The organism is Luteimonas granuli (assembly GCF_007795095.1).
GTDB classification, from domain to species: Bacteria; Pseudomonadota; Gammaproteobacteria; order Xanthomonadales; family Xanthomonadaceae; genus Luteimonas; species Luteimonas granuli.
Genome location: NZ_CP042218.1, coordinates 863,832 through 883,500, shown reverse-complemented (window position 1 = coordinate 883,500; position 19,669 = coordinate 863,832). Strand labels below are relative to the sequence as shown.

The following is a 19,669-nucleotide window of genomic DNA, read 5'->3' as shown; positions in this document are numbered from 1 at the left end:
TCGTATCGTCGCCCGGAGGAGTGGGGCGGAGCCGTGAGTTTACCGCGTCGGTTCAGGGGGTGCCGTAGGGGTCGTCGATGCCCAGGCCGGCCAGGATCCCGCGTTCCAGCTGCTCCATGGCCTCGGCCTCGACGTCGTCCTCATGGTTCCAGCCGAGCAGGTGCAGTGTGCCGTGGACGGTCATGTGGGCGTAATGGGAGGCCAGCGGCTTGCCCTGCTCGCGGGCCTCGCGGGCGATGACCGGGGCGCAGAGGACGAGGTCGCCCAGCAGCGGCAGGCGCACGCCCTCGGGCAGGCCCTCCGGCAGGTCGGCGGGGAAGCTCAGCACGTTGGTGGCGTAGTCCCGGCCACGGTAGTGGCGGTTCAGGGCGCGGCCTTCCTTCGCATCCACCAGGCGGATCGCGAGATCGGCCTCGCGGATGCGCCCGGCGAGGGCCGCGGCCACCCATTTGCGGAAGCTCACAGGTGCCGGAAGCCCCGCGCGCGGCAGGGCATAGCCGACGGAAACGTCGAGGCGGACGGGACCCTGGGTCATGGGCGGAAGTCTACGCCGGACCCGTTGCCGCGTCCGCCGCGTCGCGGCGCTCGTAGGCGTTGACGATGCGTGCCACCAGCGGATGCCGCACCACGTCGCGCGATTCGAAGAAGGTGAAGCTGACGCCGTCGACGTCGCGCAGCACGTCCACCGCGTCGCGCAGCCCGGACTTCACCTGCTTGGGCAGGTCGATCTGGGTGAGGTCCCCCGTGACCACCGCGGTGCTGCCGAAGCCGAGCCGGGTCAGGAACATCTTCATCTGCTCGATGGTGGTGTTCTGGGCCTCGTCGAGGATCACCCAGGCATCGTTGAGCGTGCGCCCGCGCATGTAGGCCAGTGGCGCGATCTCGATGACGTTCTTCTCCAGCAGCCGCAGCACCTTCTCCACGCCCAGCATCTCGTAGAGCGCGTCGTACAGCGGGCGCAGGTAGGGGTCCACCTTCTGCGACAGGTCGCCGGGCAGGAAGCCGAGCTTCTCGCCGGCCTCCACCGCAGGTCGCACCAGCACCAGGCGCTGCACGCGGGAGTCGTTCAGGGCCTCCACCGCGCTGGCCACGGCGAGGAAGGTCTTGCCGGTACCCGCCGGACCGACGCCGAAGTTGATGTCGTGGGTCGCGATGGCATGCAGGTATTTCTGCTGGTTCGGGCCGCGGCCGCGGATGGTGCCGCGCTTGACGCGGATGGCGACCTCCTGCGGCACGAAGTCGCCGTCGCGCGCAGGCAGCGGCGCCTCCTTGTCCTCGCCTGCCGCGCGCGCGGCGTTCAGGCGGAGGTTGATGCCGTGACCGTCGAAGGTTTCGGTCGCGGCCTCGCTGTAGAGGTCGCGCAGCAGGCGTTCGGCGACGTCCACCTGCGAGGCGTCCATGCCGGTGACGCGGAAGATGTTGCCGCGGTTCGCGATCTCCACGCCCAGCGCCAGTTCGATCTGGCGCAGGTGGGCGTCGAAGGCGCCGGCGAGGTTGGCCAGGCGTTCGGTGTCGTCGGGCTCGAGGATGAAGTCGCGCTGGTGGGGTCTGGACATGGCGGAAGGGTAGCGCGCACCCGGTCACGGGGCCATCGACGGCCCCCGGTCGCGCACGAGCAGCACGACGCCGATCACCGCGAGCAGCAGCGATCCGCCCAGCCAGATCCAGCCGGCGGGGTTGCCGGTGTCGCCGTCCCGGACCAGATGGAGCCAGGCGCGCGCCGATCCCAGTGCCGCCAGTCCGCACATCCACAGCGCGAGCGGATCCCGGCGCCGGCGGCGTGCACGCGGAGCGGGATCGGGTCCTCCGCGTCCGGCCGGTGGCAGCGCCACGACGCGGTCCTCAGGCCGCGGGTGGCTGCTGTGGCAACCCCCGGCTCGTGGCCACCCGTCCGCGCAGCGAATTGCTGAGCGCCTCGGTGATCACCACGTCGACGAACCGACCGACCAGCCGCGGGTGCCCGGCGAAGTTCACCGAGCGCATGTTCTCGGTCTTGCCGGTGAGCTCGTCCGGGTTCCTGCGGGACGGGCCGGTGACCAGGACCCTCTGCACGCTGCCGACCATCGCCCTCGAGATGCGGGCCGAATGTTCGCTGATGTGCGCCTGCAGCCGCGACAGCCGCGCATGCTTGACCTCGCTGGACACGCTGTCCTCGAGGTCGGCGGCCGGCGTGCCGGGCCGGCGCGAGTAGATGAAGGAGAACGACTGGTCGAAGCCCACGTCCTCGATCAGCTTCATGGTCTTTTCGAAGTCGGCGTCGGTCTCGCCGGGGAAGCCGACGATGAAGTCCGAGCTGATCGAGATGTCCGGGCGCACCGTGCGCAGCCGGCGGACCTTCTGCTTGAACTCCAGCGCCGTGTAGCCGCGTTTCATCGCCGACAGGATACGGTCGCTGCCCGACTGGACCGGCAGGTGCAGGTAGTTGGCCAGCTCCGGCACGTCGCGGTAGGCCTCGATCAGCGAATCGGAGAACTCCAGGGGGTGCGAGGTGGTGAAGCGGATGCGGTCGATGCCGTCGATCTCGGCGATGGTGCGGATCAGCAGGCCGAGGTCGGCGAACTGCGGCCCGGTCGTCGCGGCGGCCGGGCCGTCGATCCCGCCGGCGGCATCGGTCGCGCCCATCGGGCCGCGATAGGCGTTGACGTTCTGGCCCAGCAGGTTGACCTCGCGCACGCCCTGCGCGGCGAGCTGCATGACCTCCACCAGCACGTCCTCGAACGGACGGCTGACCTCCTCGCCGCGCGTGTAGGGCACGACGCAGAACGAGCAGTACTTGCTGCAGCCTTCCATGATCGAGACGAAGGCGCTGGGACCCTCCGCGCGGGGTTCCGGGAGACGGTCGAACTTCTCGATCTCCGGGAAGCTGATGTCGACCTGGGGCAGGCCGGTCTCGCGCCGGCCGCGCAGAAGCTCCGGCAGCCGGTGCAGGGTCTGCGGGCCGAAGACCAGGTCGACGAAGGGCGCGCGCTTCACGATCGCCTCGCCCTCCTGGCTGGCCACGCAGCCGCCCACGCCGATCAACACGGGCCGGTCGCCCTGTTTCAGGCCTTTCCAGCGCCCGAGCTGGCTGAACACCTTTTCCTGCGCTTTTTCGCGGATCGAGCAGGTATTGACCAGTATCACGTCGGCTTCTTCGACGTTCGTGGTCAGTTCCATTCCGTCGGAAGCGGCCAGCACGTCGGCCATGCGGGCCGAGTCGTACTCGTTCATCTGGCAGCCGTGGGTCTGGATGAAGAGCTTGCGGCCGCGGTGCGCGGGGCCGGCGGGGGCGCGGGAGTCGGTATCGGTCATGGCGGGTTCCGGGGGCGCGGAGGCGGGGCGCTTCACAACGGCAAAGCCGGTAGTCCGGGCGGGGCTCGCCAGTTTACCCGTGCCGGAAGCGGCCGCTTCGGCGGGTCGGGGGCGTTTCCGCGAGCATGTTCACGGTATCGGGCCTTGGCAAGGCGGCCGCCAGCATGGAGACTGCGCGCGACGGAGGGGCGGGGATGAATCGCTTTCGGACGATACTGGGTCTCGCCAGCATGGCGATTGTCGGCCTTGGCGGCATGGCCCCGGCCGGGCCGGCCGTGGCCGGTACCATCTACCGCTGCGACGCCGGCGACGGCGTCACCAGCTATGTCAGCAAGCGCATCCAGGGCGCGCGCTGCACGGTGGCCAGCACCTTCGCGTCCTCGCGTCCCGTCCGGCCGTCCACGGCGCCGGCCGCCTCCACGGCATCGGGCGCCGTCGGTGCGGTCAAGGCCTCCACCGCGGTGGAAGGTTCGCCGGCATCGATCAGCGCCAACGCGCCCGCCACCTTCATGGGCACCGGCCAGGGCACCGCGCCCGCGCCTGCGCCCCGGCCCAGGCCACCGGCCGGCGCCGGCCAGCGGCGCCTGGTCCAGGGCCAGGTCTACTCCTACGTCAAGGACGGCGTGCGCCACTACACCAGCCGCAAGCCCGGCGGCGGCGGCGCCAGCGCAGTGCGCACCATCCGCTACAGCTTCTTCGAGACCTGCTACGCCTGCGGTTCTCCAGGCGTCGACTTCGGCAGCGTCCGCCTCAATACCACCGCCTACCAGGCCGAGGTCAGGGCCGCTGCGGCCGAGTTCGGCGTCGAAGAGGCGATCATCCGCGCGGTGATGCACGCCGAGTCCGCCTTCAATCCCAATGCACTGTCGCGGGTCGGCGCCCAGGGGCTGATGCAGCTGATGCCGGCCACGGCCGACCGCTTCGGCGTGGTCAATCCCTTCGACCCCGCGCAGAACATCCGCGGCGGCGTGCAGTACCTGGCCTGGCTGCTCAAGCGCTTCGAGGGCGACCTGACCCTGGCCGCGGCCGGCTACAACGCGGGCGAAGGCGCGGTGGACCGGCACAAGGGCGTGCCGCCGTACAACGAAACCCGGCGCTACGTGGAGCGGGTGGGGCTCCTGGCCGACCGCTACCGGGGCAGGACGGTCGCGAACTGAGGTGAGGGGGGCGGCCCCGGCGTTGTCCCCTGAATCGGCGTTCCGCTACACTTCAGCGTCTTTGGCGGCGGGCTTCCGGTAGCGGTAGCCGCGCGCGGCAGCCAATACCAGTAGCGACCAGACGATTTCCGGAGTGGTAATGGGCAATGAAGGGGTTCTGGATCCTGTCGGGGAGGGCACGGTCGACAACGGCCGCCGCCGCTTCCTGACAGCCACCACCGCAGCAGTCGGCGCTGTTGGCGCCGGCGTGGCCGCGGTTCCGTTCATCAAATCCTGGTTCCCGAGCCAGCGCGCCCAGCTTGCCGGCGCGCCCGTGACCGCGGACATCAGCGCGCTGGCCGAGGGCGAGCGCCTGATGCTGGAGTGGCGTGGCCAGCCGATCTGGATCGTCAAGCGCTCGCAGGCGATCCTGCAGGCGCTGCCCACGCTCAACGACCAGCTGCGCGACCCGGAGTCGGCGAACGTCGAGCAGCAGCCCGACTACATCCGGGCTGCCAACCCCGAGCTGCGCTCGCTGAAGCCGGAAATCTCCGTGCTCGTCGGCCTGTGCACCCACCTGGGCTGCTCGCCGGAGATGGTGGCCAGGATCGGCCCGGCGCCGTTCGACCCGGAGTGGAAGGGCGGCTATTTCTGCCCCTGCCACAAGTCCAAGTTCGACATGGCCGGGCGCGTCTACCAGGGCGTGCCGGCGCCGACCAACCTCGTGGTGCCGCCGCACCATTTCGCCGACGACAACACGATTGTCGTCGGCGTCGATCCGCAGGGGGCCGCGTAAGCCATGTCCAACGTGATCATGCGTACCGCAAACACCGTGATGGACTGGGTGAACGAGCGCGCGCCGGGCATGATGCCCGTGTACCGGAAGCACATGTCCGAGTACTACGCGCCGAAGAACTTCAACATCTGGTACATCTTCGGCGTGCTGTCGATCGTGGTGCTGGTCAACCAGATCGTCACCGGCATCTTCCTGACGATGCACTACAAGCCGTCCGCCGCCGAGGCCTTCTCCTCGGTCGAGTACATCATGCGCGACGTCGAGTGGGGCTGGCTGATCCGGTACATGCACTCCACCGGCGCCTCGCTGTTCTTCATCGTGGTCTACATCCACATGTTCCGCGGCCTGATGTACGGCTCGTACCAGAAGCCGCGCGAGCTGGTGTGGATCCTGGGGATGCTGATCTACCTGGTGCTGATGGCCGAGGCCTTCCTGGGCTACGTGCTGCCCTGGGGCCAGATGTCGTTCTGGGGCGCGAAGGTGATCATCTCGCTGTTCGGCGCGATCCCGGTGATCGGCAACGGCCTGGTCGAGTGGATCATGGGCGACTACCTGCCCAGCGACGCCACGCTGAACCGCTTCTTCGCCCTGCACGTGATCGCACTGCCGCTGGTGCTGCTGCTGCTGGTGGTGCTGCACATCTTCGCGCTGCACGAGGTGGGATCGAACAACCCCGACGGCGTCGAGATCAAGAAGGGCCCGAAGGGCAACCGCTGGTCGAAGACCGCGCCGGCCGACGGCGTCCCCTTCCACCCGTACTACACGGTGAAGGACACCTTCTACGTCGGCCTGTTCCTGATGGTCGCGGCCTTCATCATCTTCTTCGCGCCGGCCTTCGGCGGCTGGTTCCTGGAGCATGACAACTTCACCGAGGCCAACCGCCTGGTGACGCCCGCGCACATCAAGCCGGTGTGGTACTACACCCCGTACTACGCGATGCTCCGCGTGGTCCCGGACAAGCTCGGCGGCGTGATGGTGATGTTCGGCGCGATCGCGATCCTGTTCCTGGTGCCGTGGCTGGACCGCGCCCGGGTCAGGGTCCTACCGCTATCGCGGCTGGCTCTCGAAGCTGCTGCTGGCGCTGTTCGCGGTCAGCTTCGTGTGGCTCGGCAAGATCGGCGCCGGCCCGGGCACCGACCCGGTCGAGACCATCGTCGGCCGCTTCCTGACCTTCTTCTACTTCGCCTTCTTCATCACCATGCCGTTGTGGACAAAGCTGGACAAGACCAGGCCGGTGCCGGATCGGGTGACGACGCATGACTAAGCCCATGACCCTCATCAGCCGCGCCGCCGGTTTCGCAGCCGCCATGCTGCTCTCGTTCTCCGCGCTGGCCGCCGCCGCCGGCCCTCTGCAGCAGGCAGGCACCGACCTTGGCGACAAGGCCTCGCTGCAGCGCGGCGCGCAGCTGTACATGAACTACTGCTCGTCCTGCCATTCGCTCAAGTACCTGCGCTATTCGCGCATGGCCGAGGACCTGGGCCTGACCGAGGAAGAGGTGATGCAGAACCTCAACTTCACGGGCGCCAAGTTCGGCGAGCAGATCCTGACCGCCATGCCGGCGGAAGGCGCGGCGCAGTGGTTCGGCGTCGTGCCGCCGGACCTGAGCCTGGTCTCGCGCGTCCGCGGCGGCGACTGGATCTTCAGCTACCTCAAGTCCTTCTACATCGACGACGGGCGTCCGGTGGGCTGGAACAACACCGTGTTCCCCAACGCGTCCATGCCCAACGTGCTCTGGGAGCTGCAGGGCATCCAGCGCCCGGTCTACGGTGGCGTGGACGCGGCCACGAACGAGCCCCTGATCGACCGCCTCGAGGTCGCCGCGCCGGGCACCATGGATGCGGCCCGGTTCGACCAGGCCGCGCGCGACATCACGGCCTTCCTCGAGTACGCCGGCGAGCCGATCGCGGTCAAGCGCGAGGCGATGGGCGTCTGGGTGCTGCTGTTCCTCGCCTTCTTCACCTTCCTGGCGTGGCTGCTGAAGAAGGAATACTGGAAGGACGTCCACTGACGGCAGCGGCGGAAAACCGGGCAGCCGCCCGCGACGGGCGGGCGGCGCCGATGCGGCTGGCGGATTCCGGCCGCGGGAGAGTTGTTCGATGATGGCAGCGAGTCCGCGCATGCGAAATGCACTCACGCTCTTTTCCTCGGTCGACGACGTCCTCTGCCATCGGGTCCGCCTGGTGCTCGCGGCGAAGGGCGTCACCTACGACCTGATCACGGTCGATCCCAAGGATCCGCCGGAAGACCTCATCGACCTCAACCCCTACCACTCGGTGCCGACCCTGGTGGAGCGCGACCTGGTGCTCTATGCCTCGAGCGTGGTCACCGAGTACCTCGACGAACGCTATCCGCATCCGCCGCTGATGCCGGTCGATCCGCTGTCCCGCGCGCGGCTTCGCCTGGCCATGCTGCGCCTGGAGCACGACTGGGTGCCCGAGGTGCGCGCGATCCAGACCGGCACCCGGGCCCAGGCCGAGGCCGCGCGCAAGCGCCTGAGGGAGCTGCTCACCGCGTCGGTGCCGCTGTTCAAGGCCTTCAAGTTCTTCCTGAACCCCGAGATGAGCCTCGCCGACTGTGCGATGGCGCCGATCATCTGGCGGCTGGAGGCGCTGGGCATCCCGCTGCCGAAGGACGGCAAGGCGATCGAGGACTACGGCAACCGGATCTTCCGCAACCCCGGCTTCGCGCGCAGCCTGACACCGCAGGAACGCAACCTGCGCGAACTGCCGGACTGAGGTCGGCTCGGGCTAGAATCGGGGCATGAACGATGTGCCCCGGATGACCAGCCACCGCCCCTATCTGCTGCGGGCGCTGTACCACTGGATCGTGGACAACGGGATGACGCCGCACCTCCTGGTCGACGCCGCGCGTCCCGGCGTGCGCGTGCCGCCGCACACCGTCAAGGAAGGCCGCGTGGTGTTGAACGTGGCCGAGCGTGCGGTTGCGCGCCTGGACATGGACAACGAGGCGGTCAGCTTCACCGCCCGCTTCGGCGGGGTCAGCCATCCGGTCGTGGTGCCGGTGGGCGCGATCCTGGCGATCTACGCCCGCGAGACGGGGCAGGGCATGGCGCTTCCGGAGGAGGCGCCCGGGCCCGGCGATGACGCGACCGCCACCGGCGCGACGGCGGACGAGGCCCGGGCCCGTGGCGCACCGGGCAACGAGGTGGTGCTTGGCGTGGTCCCGGGCGGCGTCGACGAGGATGCCGCTTCACCCGGCGACAGCGGCGATGACGGCCATGGCGACGGGGATGGCGATGGTGACGATGGCGCCCCGACGCCGCGCCGCGGCGCCCATCTGCGCGTGGTGAAGTAAGGCTCAGTCCTTGCGATGCAGGGATGAAGCCACCGCGGCCTCGGGCCCTGCAAACGACACCAGCTGGCGCCCGTGGAAGACCATGCGCCCGCGCTGGCGGTCGGTGCCGTCGTGCGAGTACTCGAAGCGGGAAGCTGCGCTCGAGTCCGAGGCGACCATCGTCCCGCCGGCGCAGGCGCCACCCGGCGGCATGCACGGTCTGGTCCAGAAGCTGCACGCCGGCGCTGCGGCAGGCGGAACGGCCGACATCGATCGCGTGCTCGGTGGCCGCACGTCCGGCGTTCCACCACGCATAGGCGACGGCGCCGGCTATCATCAGCAGGATCAGGCTGGGCATGGCTGTGCAATGTGGGCCCGGCCGATGATTTCAGCAAGCCTTGCGTGGGCTTCACGCAGCACGCCGCAGTTTCCGTCGAATGAACAGTACCCGTCAGGCCGACACCACCGCCGACCCGCAGCCGTCCCCGCCTGCCGGCGCGGGCCCCGAAGCCACGCTGGCCACCGTCGTGCGCCCGGTGTTGCCTCCCTACGTGCTGCGCGGCGTGGGCGGCGCCGGCTTCGGCAGGACCTTTCCGCTGCTCGGACCGACGACGCTCGGCCGCGCCGCCGACTGCGGCATCCACCTCGACCATCCCGGCGTCTCCCGCCAGCACCTGCGCTTGACGCCCACCGCGGAGGGGCTGCTCGTTGAAGACCTGGGATCCACCAACGGCTGGCTGCTGAACGAGAAGCCGCACGAACGCGCCTGGGCGCGCCATGGCGACGAGCTGGGCATCGATGCGCTGCGCTTCCGCGTGGTCGCGCCGGGCGCGCCGGCGGCGGACCCGCGACCCGTCGGCGGCACGCAGCGGGCGGCGGGGACATCCGCCTGGTGGTGGGTGGCCGCGGTGGCCGCGCTGGCGGCGACCGTGGCCCTGGTGCTGGGCCAGGCCGGCGGGTGAGTCCCGGGGCCGGTCGAGACTCTAGGCCGGCGGTGGTCCGAGCTTGAGCGACAGGTCCACCGCGCGCAGGTGCTTGGTCAGGCCGCCGATGGAAATGCAATCGACGCCGTCCGCGGCGATCGCGGACAGCGACTCGAGTCCGACGCCGCCGGAGACTTCCAGCGGGATCCGGCCGGCGACGATGCGCACCGCCTCGCGGCGCGTCGGGGGTCGAAGTCGTCGATCAGGATGCGATCGCAGCCGGCGTCGAGCGCCTCGCGCAGCTCGGCCAGGGTCTCGACCTCGACGATCAGCGGCAGCTCCGGCTGGCTGGCGCGCGCGGCGGCAATGGCGGCGGAGATCGAGCCGGCCGCGCGCACGTGGTTCTCCTTCAGCATCACCGCGTCGTACAGGCCCATCCGATGGTTTTCGCCACCGCCCACGCGCACCGCGTACTTCTGGGCCTGGCGCAGACCCGGCAGGGTCTTGCGGGTGTCGAGGATGCGCGCGCGGGTGCCGCGCACCGCATCGACGTGGGCGGCCACGGTGGTCGCGGTGCCCGACAGCGTCTGCATGAAGTTCAGCGAGGTGCGCTCGGCGCTGACCAGGGAACGGGTGCGGCCCTGCAGCGTGGCGAGCACGGTGCCGGGGGGCACGCGGTCTCCCTCCGCCACGCGCCAGACGATGGCGACCTGCGGATCGAGGGCCCGGTGGCAGGCGTCGAACCAGGGCCGGCCGCAGACCACGGCCTCTTCCTTGCACAGCAGGTAGGCCGCTTCCGGCGCATCGGCAAGCAGGGCGGCAGTGACGTCGCCGCTGCCCAGATCCTCGGCGAGGGCGCGCTCGACGTCGGCGTCCACCGCCGCGGCGGGCGGAGGTGCGAAGCGGGGCGGGGCATCCGCGACCGCGCCGGATCCGCCGTCCGCGTTGCTCATGCGCCCGGGAAGCCGTCGGCCTGGGACGTGGCGATGGCTTCCTCGGCCAGCAGCACCGGGATGCCGTCGTCGACGCGGTAGACCGTGCGCCGGTCGCGGGTGACCAAGGCCTCGTGCAGCGGAGTGGATTGCGGCGAGTCATCAGCGCGCCGCACGCCGCCCGCAGCGATCGCCCGGTTCAGCGCCTCCAGTCCGGCGGGTTCCAGCAGCGCCAGCGGCTGCCGGCTGGCGGGGCAGACGAGGATGTCGAGCAGCTTGCGGTCCATGGCATACGGTCGCGGCGTGGGCCCGCTAGAATACGTCTTTGCCACCGGGGACGGCCAATGACCGCCAGCAACCGCCCACCCGTCGTCGGGGTCGTGATGGGTTCACGATCCGACTGGGACACCATGCAGCATGCGGCGCAGAAGCTCGGGGAACTCGGCATTCCGCACGAGGTCCGCGTGGTTTCCGCGCACCGCACACCCGATGCCCTGTTCGAGTACGCGGCCACCGCGCGCGAGCGCGGCCTGAAGGCGATCATCGCCGGCGCCGGCGGGGCGGCGCACCTGCCGGGCATGCTGGCCTCGAAGACGGCGCTGCCGGTGCTCGGCGTGCCGGTGCAGTCGAAGGCGCTCAATGGCATGGACTCGCTGCTGTCCATCGTGCAGATGCCGGCGGGCGTACCGGTGGCCACCTTCTCGATCGGCAACGCAGGCGCCGCCAATGCGGCGCTGTTCGCGGCCGCGCAGCTGGCCGCCGCGGGCGATGCCGACGTGGCCGCGGCGCTCGATGCCTTCCGCCAGCGCCAGACGGACGACGTCGCCGCCGGCGACGACCCGCGCCGGTGAAGGCGATGACCACGATCGGCATCCTCGGGGGCGGGCAGCTGGCGCGGATGATGGCGCTGGCCGGGGCCCCGCTGGGCCTGCGCTTCTCGGTGATGGACACCAGCGCGGAGGCCTGTGCCGGACAGTTCGCGCCGCTGGTGGTGGGCGACTATCGCGACCGTGCCACGCTGGAGGAGTTCGCCTCGGGCATCGACATCGCCACCTTCGACTTCGAGAACGTGCCCGCCGGATCGGCCGAGTGGTTGAGCCGGCGGGTGCCTCTGTTCCCCGATCCGCGCGCGCTGGGGACCAGCCAGGACCGCCTGGCCGAGAAGACCCTGCTCGGCGAACTCGGGATCCCGGTGCCGGGCTACGTGGCCGTGGATACGCCGGCCGGCCTGGAGGCCGCGATCGCCCGCCTGGGCACGCCCTGCATCCTCAAGACCCGTCGCCTGGGCTATGACGGCAAGGGCCAGTTCCGCATCCGCGCCGCGGCCGATGCCGCGGCGGCCTGGGAGGCGCTCGGTGCGCAGGCCGCGGCCGGGGGGCTGATCCTCGAGGCCTTCGTGCCGTTCGAGCGCGAACTGAGCGTGGTGGCGGTGCGCGGTCGCGACGGCGAGTTCCGCACCTGGCCCCTGACCGAGAACTGGCACGTCGACGGCGTGCTCTCGGCCAGCCTTGCTCCCGCACGCGTCTCCCCCGGACTGGAGGCGCGTGCCGTCGGCCATGCCCGCGCCCTGGCCGAGGCGCTGGAGTATGTTGGCGTGTTCGCGCTGGAGCTGTTCTGCCTCGATGGCGGACTGCTGGCCAACGAACTGGCGCCGCGCGTGCACAATTCCGGCCACTGGACCATCGAAGGCGCCGAGACCTCTCAATTCGGGAACCACCTGCGCGCGGTGCTCGGCCTGCCGCTGGGTGCGACACGCGCGCTGGGACGCGCCTGCATGCTGAACTGGATCGGCGAGATGCCGGATCCCGTCGCGGTGCTGGCCGAGCCCGGGGGGCACTGGCACGACTACGGAAAAACCCCGCGTGCCGGCCGCAAGGTCGGCCACGCCACCCTGCGCGCCGACGACGACGAGGCCCTGGCGGCCGCACTGGAGCGCGTGGGTGCCGCGCTTGGCCGCGAGGCGCAGGTGGCCCCGGTGGTCGCGCGGCTCCGGGAGTAGCGGGAACTATCCGCGCAGCGGGGGACGGGGCAGCTCCGCCGTCATCTCATGTTCGAAGCCACGAAGCCCCAGTCGATCACGTTCCACACCGCCTCCACGTATCGTCCGCGCGCTTCGCGGTAGTCGAGCAGGTAGGCGTGCTCCCAGAGGCTCAGGCCGAACAGGGGGCGGTCGTCGCCGGTGATGGGCGAGGCGGTGTTGGCGGTCACCGCCAGCGCCACCGAGGCATCCGGCCGCTGCAGCAGCCAGATCCAGCCCGAGCCCTGCAGCGCGGTGGCCATGGCCGCGAACCGCCGGCGGAAGCGCGGGATATCACCGGACCGGCGCACGATGGCTTCGGCCAGCTCACCCTTCGGCTCACCGCCGCCGCCCGCCAGCGCCGGCTTCAGGCCGCGCCACTGGAACGCCAGGTTCCAGGCCTGCGCCGCATGCTGCTGCAGCGCGCCCTGCGCGCCGCGGACCAGGTCCTCAAGGCTGGCCGAGCCCATCCCGGCGCCAGGGGCGAGCGTATTGACGGCGTCGACATGGGCGCGCTGGATGCGGCCGTGCTGGAGCTCGATGGTCTCGCCCGACACATGGGGTTCGAGGGCTGTGCGGTCCCAGGGCAGGGCGGGGAGTTCGATGGACATGGACGCTACAATAGCGCGATCCCCTTCGCGCGCCGCGCGCCGCGCGGCCGCTGGCCGCCGCCCACTGACGGAGCCGTCATGCCCATCACCGAACGCATCCAGGCCGAGATTTCCAGCCACCCGGTCGTCCTTTTCATGAAGGGCACGCCGCAGTTCCCCATGTGCGGTTTCTCCAGCCGCACCGTGGTCGCGCTGCGCGAGGCCGGCGCCGACATGTCCACCCTGCACAGCGTCAACGTGCTCGAGGATCCGGAGGTCCGCGCCAACCTGCCGCGCATCTCCAACTGGCCGACCTTCCCGCAGCTGTTCATCAACGGCGAGCTGATCGGCGGCTGCGACATCACCCTGGAGCTGTTCGAGTCGGGTGAGCTGGCGCGCATGCTCGCGGAAACGCAGAAGGCGTGAGCACCCCCGCGGCCTCGGTGGAGGCGTCGGCCGTGCTGGCCGGGCGCGTGGTCCTGGTGACCGGCGCCCACGGCGGGCTCGGCGCGGCGTCAGCGCAGGCCTGCGCGCGTGCGGGCGCGACCGTGGTCCTGCTCGGCCGCCGGGTGCCGAAGCTCAACCGCGTCTACGATGCCATCGCCCGCGACCCCGCCGGGCTGCCGGAGCCGGTCAACTATCCTTTCGATCTCGCCGGCGCGGACTATGGGGACCACGCCGAGCTCGCGGCGCGCATCGGCGCCCAGCTCGGCCGCCTGGACGGCATCCTGCACTGTGCCGCGGACTTCCCCGGCCTGACTCCGCTCGAGCACACCGACCCGGGCGACTTCGCCCGCGTCCTGCATGTCGACCTCACCGCGCGCTGGTGGCTGACCCATGCCTGCCTGCCGCTGCTGCGCCAGGCCCCCGACGCCGCCGTCGTGTTCGTGCTCGACGATGAAGTCCCGGCCGCCTACCGCGGCGCCTACGGCATCGCCCAGCGCGGCCAGCGCGCCCTGCTCGACACCCTGCATGCCGAGCATGGCCGCGGCCCTGTGCGCTTCCACGGGCTGCACCCGGGACCGATGCGCACGCCGCTGCGCGCGCGCTCGCACGTGGCCGACGAAGATCGCCGTGCCCGCGACCCGGATGCCGCCGCCACCGCCGCCGTCATCCTGCTGTCGTCCGATGGCGCGCAGTTCCGAGGCCAGGCCTGGGCGCCGCCTGCATGACCATCGTCTCCGCCGCCCTGCTGCTGTTCCTGATCCTGGACCCGCTGGGCAACATTCCGGTGTTCCTGGGCATCCTCCGCCACCTGCCGCCGCAGCGGCAGCGCGCGGTGCTGGTGCGGGAGCTGCTGATCGCCCTGTTCGTGCTGATGGCGTTCCTGTGGGTCGGAAAATACGCGCTGGAGGTCATGCACCTGCGCCAGGAGTCGGTGTCGATCGCCGGCGGCATCGTCCTGTTCCTGATCGGCATCCGGATGATCTTCCCCCGCCGGAAGGCCTGATGGGCGAACTCCCGGACGGCGAACCCTTCATCGTCCCGCTGGCGGTGCCGCTGGTGGCCGGGCCCTCGGGCATGGCTGCGGTGATGCTGATGGGCAGCCGCGAACCGGAGCGCCTCGGCGAATGGAGCCTGGCGCTGCTGATCGCCTGGGGCGCCACGGCCGCGATCCTGCTGTGCGCGCCCTACCTGTACCGCCTGCTCGGTGCCCGCGCGCTGAGCGCCGTCGAGCGCCTGATGGGCATGCTGCTGGTGGCCATCTCGGTGCAGATGCTGCTTGACGGCGTGGCCGGCTATCTGGCCGACAGCAGCCTGGCTTGAAAGTGTCACAAAACCGACATGATCGTGGCCTAACATGTTAATCTGTCGTTAACCGCTGCCGCCGATCGGCGGTCGCGGCGTGGATCCGACCGAATTCCCCCATCGTGCCCCTTCGGGGCGCGTTCCGTTTTCTACTGCCACCAAAGAGTCCTGCCCATGACCCGTCGAAACGCCTTCCGTGTGTCGAAACTTTCGCTCGGCCTGATCGCCGCGCTCGCCGCAGCGCCTGTCTTTGCCCAGAGCGCCACCTCCGCGGGCGTCGGCGGCGTGGTCCTCGGCAGCGATGGCCAGCCGGTCACCAGCGCCGAAGTGACCATCGTCCACGTCGAATCCGGCACCACCAGCCGGGTGACCACCGACGCCAGCGGCCGCTACAGCGCGCGCGGCCTGCGCGTGGGCGGTCCCTACGAGATCACCATCACCAAGGCGGGCGCCGGCACCAGGACCGAGGACAACGTCTTCCTCGGACTGAACCAGGTCAACACGGTCAACGCCCAGCTCACCGGCGACGTGACCACGCTCGCCACCGTGACCGCGGTCGGCGTGGCGGGCGGCTCCGAGCTGTTCAGCGCCAACAAGATGGGCACGGGCACCAACCTCAACAACGAGATCATCGAGGCGCTGCCGTCGGCCAGCCGCAACATCCAGGACTACATCCGCCTGGATCCCCGCATCTCGCAGATCAGCAAGGCCGACGGTTCCATTTCCGCCGGCGGCCAGAACTCGCGCTTCAACGTGATCCGCATCGACGGCGTCAGCAACTCCGACCCGTTCGGCCTCGAGGCCAACAACATGCCGACCGAGCGCCAGCCGGTCTCCATGGACGCGATCGAGGAAATCCAGATCGACCTGGCCAACTACGACACCACCATTTCCGGCGGCACCGGCGCGGTGGTCAACGCCGTGACCAAGTCGGGCACCAACGAGTTCCACGGCAGCGCGTACTACACCCTGCGCGACGGCGACTGGGTGCGTGACGAGCTGCGCGGCGTCGAGTTCCAGGGCTTCGGCAAGGAAGAGACCTACGGCTTCACCGTCGGCGGCCCGATCGTCAAGGATCGCCTGTTCTTCTTCGCCAACTACGAGCAGTTCAAGCGCGAGCGTCCGGGCGTCAGCCTGTCCGGCACCCCGTGGAACGACGGCATCGACCAGACCCACATCGACCGCGTGACGGCCGCCGCCAAGGGCTTCGGCTTCGATCCGGGCAGCATGAACCCGCCGAGCATCTCCGAGACGGACATCGAGGAGTACGCGGTCAAGCTGGACTGGAACATCAACGACAACCACCGTGCCGCGCTGCGCTACAGCAAGACCGAGGAAGTGGTGCCCAAGCTGGTCGGCTTCGGCGGCAGCAGCGTCTCGCTGTCGAGCTACTGGTACGACCAGAACAAGACCTTCGAGAGCACCGTCGCCGAGCTGTTCAGCGACTGGAGCGACAACTTCTCGACCGAGTTCAAGGTTTCGCAGCGCGACTATTCGTCGATCGCCGGCACCTACGCCGACCTGCCGACCATCTTCATCAACAACGTCGGCCCGGGCCAGGACAGCATCAACCTCGGCACCGAGCGCAACCGCCACGTCAACGTCGTCGACACCGAGCAGCTGACCGTGTTCGGCGCCGGCACCTGGTATGCCGGTGACCACACTCTGAAGTTCGGCTTCGACTACGAAGACAACGACATCCTCAACTTCTACGGCCGCGACCTCAACGGCGTGTGGACCTTCAACAGCCTCGAGGACTTCGAAGCCGGCCGTCCGACCCGCTACGACCTGCGTGCCCCGCGCGCCGGCGGCAGCCGCTCCGACATTCCGGCGGCCTACTCGTTCGAGAACCTGGGCCTGTTCGTGCAGGACACCTGGGCGGTCAACTACAACCTGACCCTGATGTTCGGCGTGCGCGTCGACATGCCCGACTTCGGCAACTCGCCGATCTACAACCCGCGCATCGAGGAGATCTACGGCCTCGACAACAGCGTGACGCTCGACAAGGAGCTGTGGCAGCCTCGCTTCGGCTTCAACTACACCTTCGACAGCGAGCGCCCGACGCAGCTGCGTGGCGGTGTCGGCCTGTTCCAGGGCGGCAACCCCAACGTGTGGCTCGCCGGCCCGTTCCAGAACACCGGCCTGAACTTCGACACCTACAGCCTGAGCGGCTCCAATGTCCCGGCGTTCAACCCGAGCGTGCCGCCGTCGATCCCGACCGGTGGCAGCGCCAGCGCGCCGCGCATCACCGCCGACATCATGGAGCCCGGCCTGGCCCTGCCGTCGATCTGGAAGGCCAACCTGGCGTTCGACCACGAGCTGCCGTGGCACGGCCTGGTGGCGTCGGCCGAGCTGCTGGTCACCAAGAACAAGAACGCGCTGTGGTTCGACCGCATCGACCTCGGCAACCCGACCGGCTACGGCCAGGACGGTCGCGCCATCTACTGGAACGCGGCGGGCTACAACCCGGCCAACATTTCCGGCTTCGGCATGACCCACGGCCGCAATGGCGCCGGCAACCGCGCAAACAAGCATCCGCAGGTCGACCAGGCCATCGTGATCCGCAACACCGACAAGGGCTCGGCCCGCCAGCTCACCCTGGCGCTGTCGAAGCCGATGGTCGACCAGTGGAGCTGGGTGCTCGGCTATACCTACACCGACGCCACGGAGTTCAGCCCGGCGACGAGCTCGCAGAACTCGTCGAACTGGAACAACACCCTGGTGTTCAACTCCAACGAGCCGGTGGGCTACAACTCCCGCTACGCCATCAAGGACCGCTTCACCGCCGCACTGACCTGGCAGAAGGCGCTGTTCGGCGACAACATGACCACCGCGGGCCTGTTCTACGAGGGCCGTTCGGGTCGCCCGTTCAGCTACATCTACTACAACGACATCAACGGCGACAGCGCCAGCACGAACGACCTGTTCTACGTGCCCGCCGGCCCCGGTGACGTCGAGTGGGTGGGTGGAGCCGCGATGGAGCAGCGGTTCTTCGACTGGATGGCGCAGAACGCCCCCGAGCTGCAGCGCTACCGCGGCCAGGTGGCCCCGGCCAACGCCTTCCGCGCCGGCTGGACGAACACCTTCGACGTCCGGGTGAGTCAGGAAATTCCCATGTTCTTCGAGGGCCACAAGGCCGAGATCGCGCTGGACGTCATGAACATCGGCAACCTGATCAACAAGGACTGGGGCCTGATCGACGACTACGGCTTCTTCTCCACCCGCCGTGTGGCCAACTACGCGGGCATCAATCCGGCGACCGGCAAGTACGTCTACAACTTCACCGGTTCGACCGACAACTCCGGCATCCAGGAGAACAACGGAGACGGCATCAACACCGGCGTCTCGCGCTGGTCGGTCATGCTGAGCCTGAAGTACAAGTTCTGATCGGCAACGCTGCGCAGTACACGGAACGGCCGGGGCATGCCCCGGCCGTTTCCGTTTGCGCTCCGGCTCCGGACGCGGAGGGCGCCGCCGCCTCGGCAGCCGGGCCCGGTTGCGCTAGAGTCGATGACCGGAAACGACGACGAAAGAAGAAGAGAAAGCGATGACCCAGGCCGTCCGGCTCGAAACCACCACCCTTCCCACGGTCGATGCGCATATCTACCCGCGCGGCGGGCTCGACATCCTTTCACGCGAGGAAGTGGCCCGGCTCAAGGACGCCTCCGCCGGCGGGCTGCACGACCTGCTGCGTCGCTGCGCGCTCGCCGTGCTGACCAGCGGCAGCACGAACGACGACCCGCGTGCCGCGCAGGAGATGTATCCCGACTTCGACATCCAGGTGCTGCAGCAGGACCGCGGCCTGCGCATCGAGCTGAGGAACGCGCCGGGCATGGCCTTCGTCGACGGCGCGATCATCCGCGGCGTGGCCGAACTGCTGTTCGCCACCGTGCGCGACCTCGCCTACATGGCGATCGAACTGGGCCCGGAGCGCGCGGCCGACCTGGAGTCCTCGGCCGGCATCACGGACGCGGTGTTCGGCCTGCTGCGCAATGCCCGCCTGCTGCATCCGGTCGAACCCAACCTGGCGGTCTGCTGGGGCGGCCACTCGATCAGCCGCGTCGAATACGAGTACACCAAGCTGGTCGGCTACGAGCTCGGCCTGCGCGGCCTGGACATCTGCACCGGCTGCGGCCCCGGCGCCATGAAGGGCCCGATGAAGGGCGCCAACATCGCGCATGCCAAGCAGCGCCAGCGCCGTCCGCGCTACATCGGCATCACCGAGCCGGGCATCATCGCCGCCGAGTCGCCCAACCCCATCGTCAACCAGCTGGTGATCATGCCGGACATCGAGAAGCGCCTGGAGGCCTTCGTCCGCATCGGCCACGGCATCATCGTGTTCCCCGGCGGCGTCGGCACGGCGGAGGAGATCCTCTATCTGCTCGGCCTGCTGCTGCGCGACGAGAATGCGGAGCTGCCGTTCCCGCTGATCCTCACCGGCCCGGTGGCCTCGGCGCCGTACTTCGAGCAGATCGACAGGTTCATCCGCCTGACGCTGGGAGACGCCGCCGCATCGCGCTACGAGATCATCGTCGGTGATCCCCAGGCCGTGGCCCGGCGCATGGCCGCCGGCATCAAGCGCGTGCGCGAGGCGCGCATCCAGAACAAGGACTCGTTCTACTTCAACTGGGGCCTGGACATTCCCCTGGAGTTCCAGCAGCCCTTCGTGCCCACGCACGAGGCGATGGCAGGACTGGACCTGCACCATGGCCGCAGGCCGCACGAACTTGCGGCAGACCTGCGGCGGGCCTTCTCCGGCATCGTGGCGGGGAACGTGAAGGAGGAGGGCATGCGCCGGATCGAGGCCTTCGGTCCATTCCAGATCCGCGGCGACAAGGACATGATGGAGTCACTGGACGCGCTGCTGAGGGCGTTCGTGGAGCAGCGGCGGATGAAGATCGCGGGGGACTACAGGCCGTGTTACGAGGTGGTGACCTGAG

General features: G+C 69.5%; 18 protein-coding genes and 4 pseudogenes. 14 read left to right on the top strand and 8 right to left on the bottom strand.

Features of this window, described 5'->3' with window-relative positions:
• Window positions 1-52: 52 nt before the first annotated feature.
• From ybeY to miaB, 4 genes are read right to left on the bottom strand one after another with little or no spacing between them, the layout of a single operon-like run.
• Window positions 53-535 (bottom strand): rRNA maturation RNase YbeY, encoded by a 483-nt coding sequence (gene ybeY / locus FPZ22_RS04045; protein ID WP_144890618.1) that lies wholly within the window; start codon window positions 533-535, stop codon window positions 53-55.
• 10 nt (window positions 536-545) lie between these two features.
• Window positions 546-1,556, bottom strand: a complete 1,011-nt coding sequence (locus FPZ22_RS04040; RefSeq protein ID WP_144890615.1) for a PhoH family protein — start codon at window positions 1,554-1,556, stop codon at window positions 546-548.
• Window positions 1,557-1,580: 24 nt separating this feature from the next.
• Window positions 1,581-1,832, bottom strand: coding sequence for a hypothetical protein (locus tag FPZ22_RS04035; RefSeq protein ID WP_144890612.1), 252 nt, complete (start codon window positions 1,830-1,832; stop codon window positions 1,581-1,583).
• A 10-nt stretch (window positions 1,833-1,842) separates the two neighbouring features.
• The gene (gene miaB / locus FPZ22_RS04030) at window positions 1,843-3,291 is read right to left on the bottom strand and encodes a tRNA (N6-isopentenyl adenosine(37)-C2)-methylthiotransferase MiaB (RefSeq protein WP_144890609.1); all 1,449 of its coding nucleotides are present in this window, start codon (window positions 3,289-3,291) and stop codon (window positions 1,843-1,845) included.
• Between the two features lie 194 nt (window positions 3,292-3,485).
• Between miaB and FPZ22_RS04025 the strand changes: the two genes are divergently transcribed.
• From FPZ22_RS04025 to FPZ22_RS04000, 6 genes and pseudogenes are all read left to right on the top strand, one after another.
• Window positions 3,486-4,448 (top strand): lytic transglycosylase domain-containing protein, encoded by a 963-nt coding sequence (locus FPZ22_RS04025; RefSeq protein WP_425463016.1) that lies wholly within the window; start codon window positions 3,486-3,488, stop codon window positions 4,446-4,448.
• A 139-nt stretch (window positions 4,449-4,587) separates the two neighbouring features.
• Window positions 4,588-5,223 carry a ubiquinol-cytochrome c reductase iron-sulfur subunit gene (petA, locus tag FPZ22_RS04020; RefSeq protein WP_144890606.1) on the top strand — a complete coding sequence of 212 codons (636 nt, stop codon included), beginning with the start codon at window positions 4,588-4,590 and terminating at the stop codon, window positions 5,221-5,223.
• A 3-nt stretch (window positions 5,224-5,226) separates the two neighbouring features.
• Window positions 5,227-6,487 (top strand): annotated as a pseudogene (locus tag FPZ22_RS04015) (cytochrome b).
• Window positions 6,488-6,491: 4 nt separating this feature from the next.
• Complete coding sequence (locus tag FPZ22_RS04010; RefSeq protein WP_425463015.1) at window positions 6,492-7,232, top strand: cytochrome c1; 741 nt, start codon at window positions 6,492-6,494, stop codon at window positions 7,230-7,232.
• A gap of 91 nt (window positions 7,233-7,323) precedes the next feature.
• Window positions 7,324-7,959, top strand: coding sequence for a glutathione S-transferase N-terminal domain-containing protein (locus FPZ22_RS04005; protein WP_144893921.1), 636 nt, complete (start codon window positions 7,324-7,326; stop codon window positions 7,957-7,959).
• A 25-nt stretch (window positions 7,960-7,984) separates the two neighbouring features.
• The gene (locus FPZ22_RS04000) at window positions 7,985-8,539 is read left to right on the top strand and encodes a ClpXP protease specificity-enhancing factor (RefSeq protein WP_246120929.1); all 555 of its coding nucleotides are present in this window, start codon (window positions 7,985-7,987) and stop codon (window positions 8,537-8,539) included.
• A 3-nt stretch (window positions 8,540-8,542) separates the two neighbouring features.
• On the opposite strand, the pseudogene FPZ22_RS03995 reads toward FPZ22_RS04000, so the two are convergent.
• A pseudogene (locus FPZ22_RS03995) lies at window positions 8,543-8,876 on the bottom strand (DUF3301 domain-containing protein).
• A 79-nt stretch (window positions 8,877-8,955) separates the two neighbouring features.
• Between FPZ22_RS03995 and FPZ22_RS03990 the strand changes: the two are divergent.
• Window positions 8,956-9,480, top strand: coding sequence for an FHA domain-containing protein (locus FPZ22_RS03990; RefSeq protein ID WP_144890601.1), 525 nt, complete (start codon window positions 8,956-8,958; stop codon window positions 9,478-9,480).
• A gap of 21 nt (window positions 9,481-9,501) precedes the next feature.
• Here the strand turns inward: FPZ22_RS03990 and nadC are convergent.
• Window positions 9,502-10,394 (bottom strand): annotated as a pseudogene (gene nadC / locus FPZ22_RS03985) (carboxylating nicotinate-nucleotide diphosphorylase).
• Window positions 10,391-10,660, bottom strand: coding sequence for a Trm112 family protein (locus tag FPZ22_RS03980; protein WP_144890598.1), 270 nt, complete (start codon window positions 10,658-10,660; stop codon window positions 10,391-10,393). Before FPZ22_RS03980 ends, nadC begins: the two are co-directional and overlap by 4 nt.
• Before the next feature lie 57 nt (window positions 10,661-10,717).
• On the opposite strand from FPZ22_RS03980, the gene purE reads away from it, so the two are divergent.
• Both purE and FPZ22_RS03970 read left to right on the top strand, forming a co-directional pair.
• On the top strand, window positions 10,718-11,224 hold the full coding sequence (purE, locus tag FPZ22_RS03975; protein WP_144890595.1) for a 5-(carboxyamino)imidazole ribonucleotide mutase: 507 nt from the start codon (window positions 10,718-10,720) through the stop codon (window positions 11,222-11,224).
• Between the two features lie 5 nt (window positions 11,225-11,229).
• Window positions 11,230-12,372, top strand: a complete 1,143-nt coding sequence (locus tag FPZ22_RS03970) for a 5-(carboxyamino)imidazole ribonucleotide synthase (protein ID WP_144890592.1) — start codon at window positions 11,230-11,232, stop codon at window positions 12,370-12,372.
• 41 nt (window positions 12,373-12,413) lie between these two features.
• Here the strand turns inward: FPZ22_RS03970 and FPZ22_RS03965 are convergent, their stop codons facing one another.
• Window positions 12,414-13,001 (bottom strand): Fe-Mn family superoxide dismutase, encoded by a 588-nt coding sequence (locus FPZ22_RS03965; protein WP_144890590.1) that lies wholly within the window; start codon window positions 12,999-13,001, stop codon window positions 12,414-12,416.
• A 78-nt stretch (window positions 13,002-13,079) separates the two neighbouring features.
• On the opposite strand from FPZ22_RS03965, the gene grxD reads away from it, so the two are divergent.
• From grxD to ppnN, 5 genes and pseudogenes are all read left to right on the top strand, one after another.
• Window positions 13,080-13,406: a Grx4 family monothiol glutaredoxin gene (gene grxD, locus FPZ22_RS03960; protein ID WP_144890587.1), complete on the top strand. Its 327-nt coding sequence runs from the start codon at window positions 13,080-13,082 to the stop codon at window positions 13,404-13,406.
• Entirely contained in the window at window positions 13,403-14,152 is a 750-nt protein-coding gene (locus tag FPZ22_RS03955; RefSeq protein ID WP_144890584.1) for an SDR family NAD(P)-dependent oxidoreductase, read from the top strand. The genes grxD and FPZ22_RS03955 overlap by 4 nt, the downstream gene beginning before the upstream one ends.
• Window positions 14,149-14,747 (top strand): annotated as a pseudogene (locus FPZ22_RS03950) (YhgN family NAAT transporter). Before FPZ22_RS03955 ends, FPZ22_RS03950 begins: the two are co-directional and overlap by 4 nt.
• Window positions 14,748-14,903: 156 nt before the next feature.
• Window positions 14,904-18,116, top strand: a complete 3,213-nt coding sequence (locus FPZ22_RS03945) for a TonB-dependent receptor (RefSeq protein WP_144890581.1) — start codon at window positions 14,904-14,906, stop codon at window positions 18,114-18,116.
• A gap of 160 nt (window positions 18,117-18,276) precedes the next feature.
• The gene (ppnN, locus tag FPZ22_RS03940; protein WP_144890579.1) at window positions 18,277-19,668 is read left to right on the top strand and encodes a nucleotide 5'-monophosphate nucleosidase PpnN; all 1,392 of its coding nucleotides are present in this window, start codon (window positions 18,277-18,279) and stop codon (window positions 19,666-19,668) included.
• Window position 19,669: the final 1 nt, after the last annotated feature.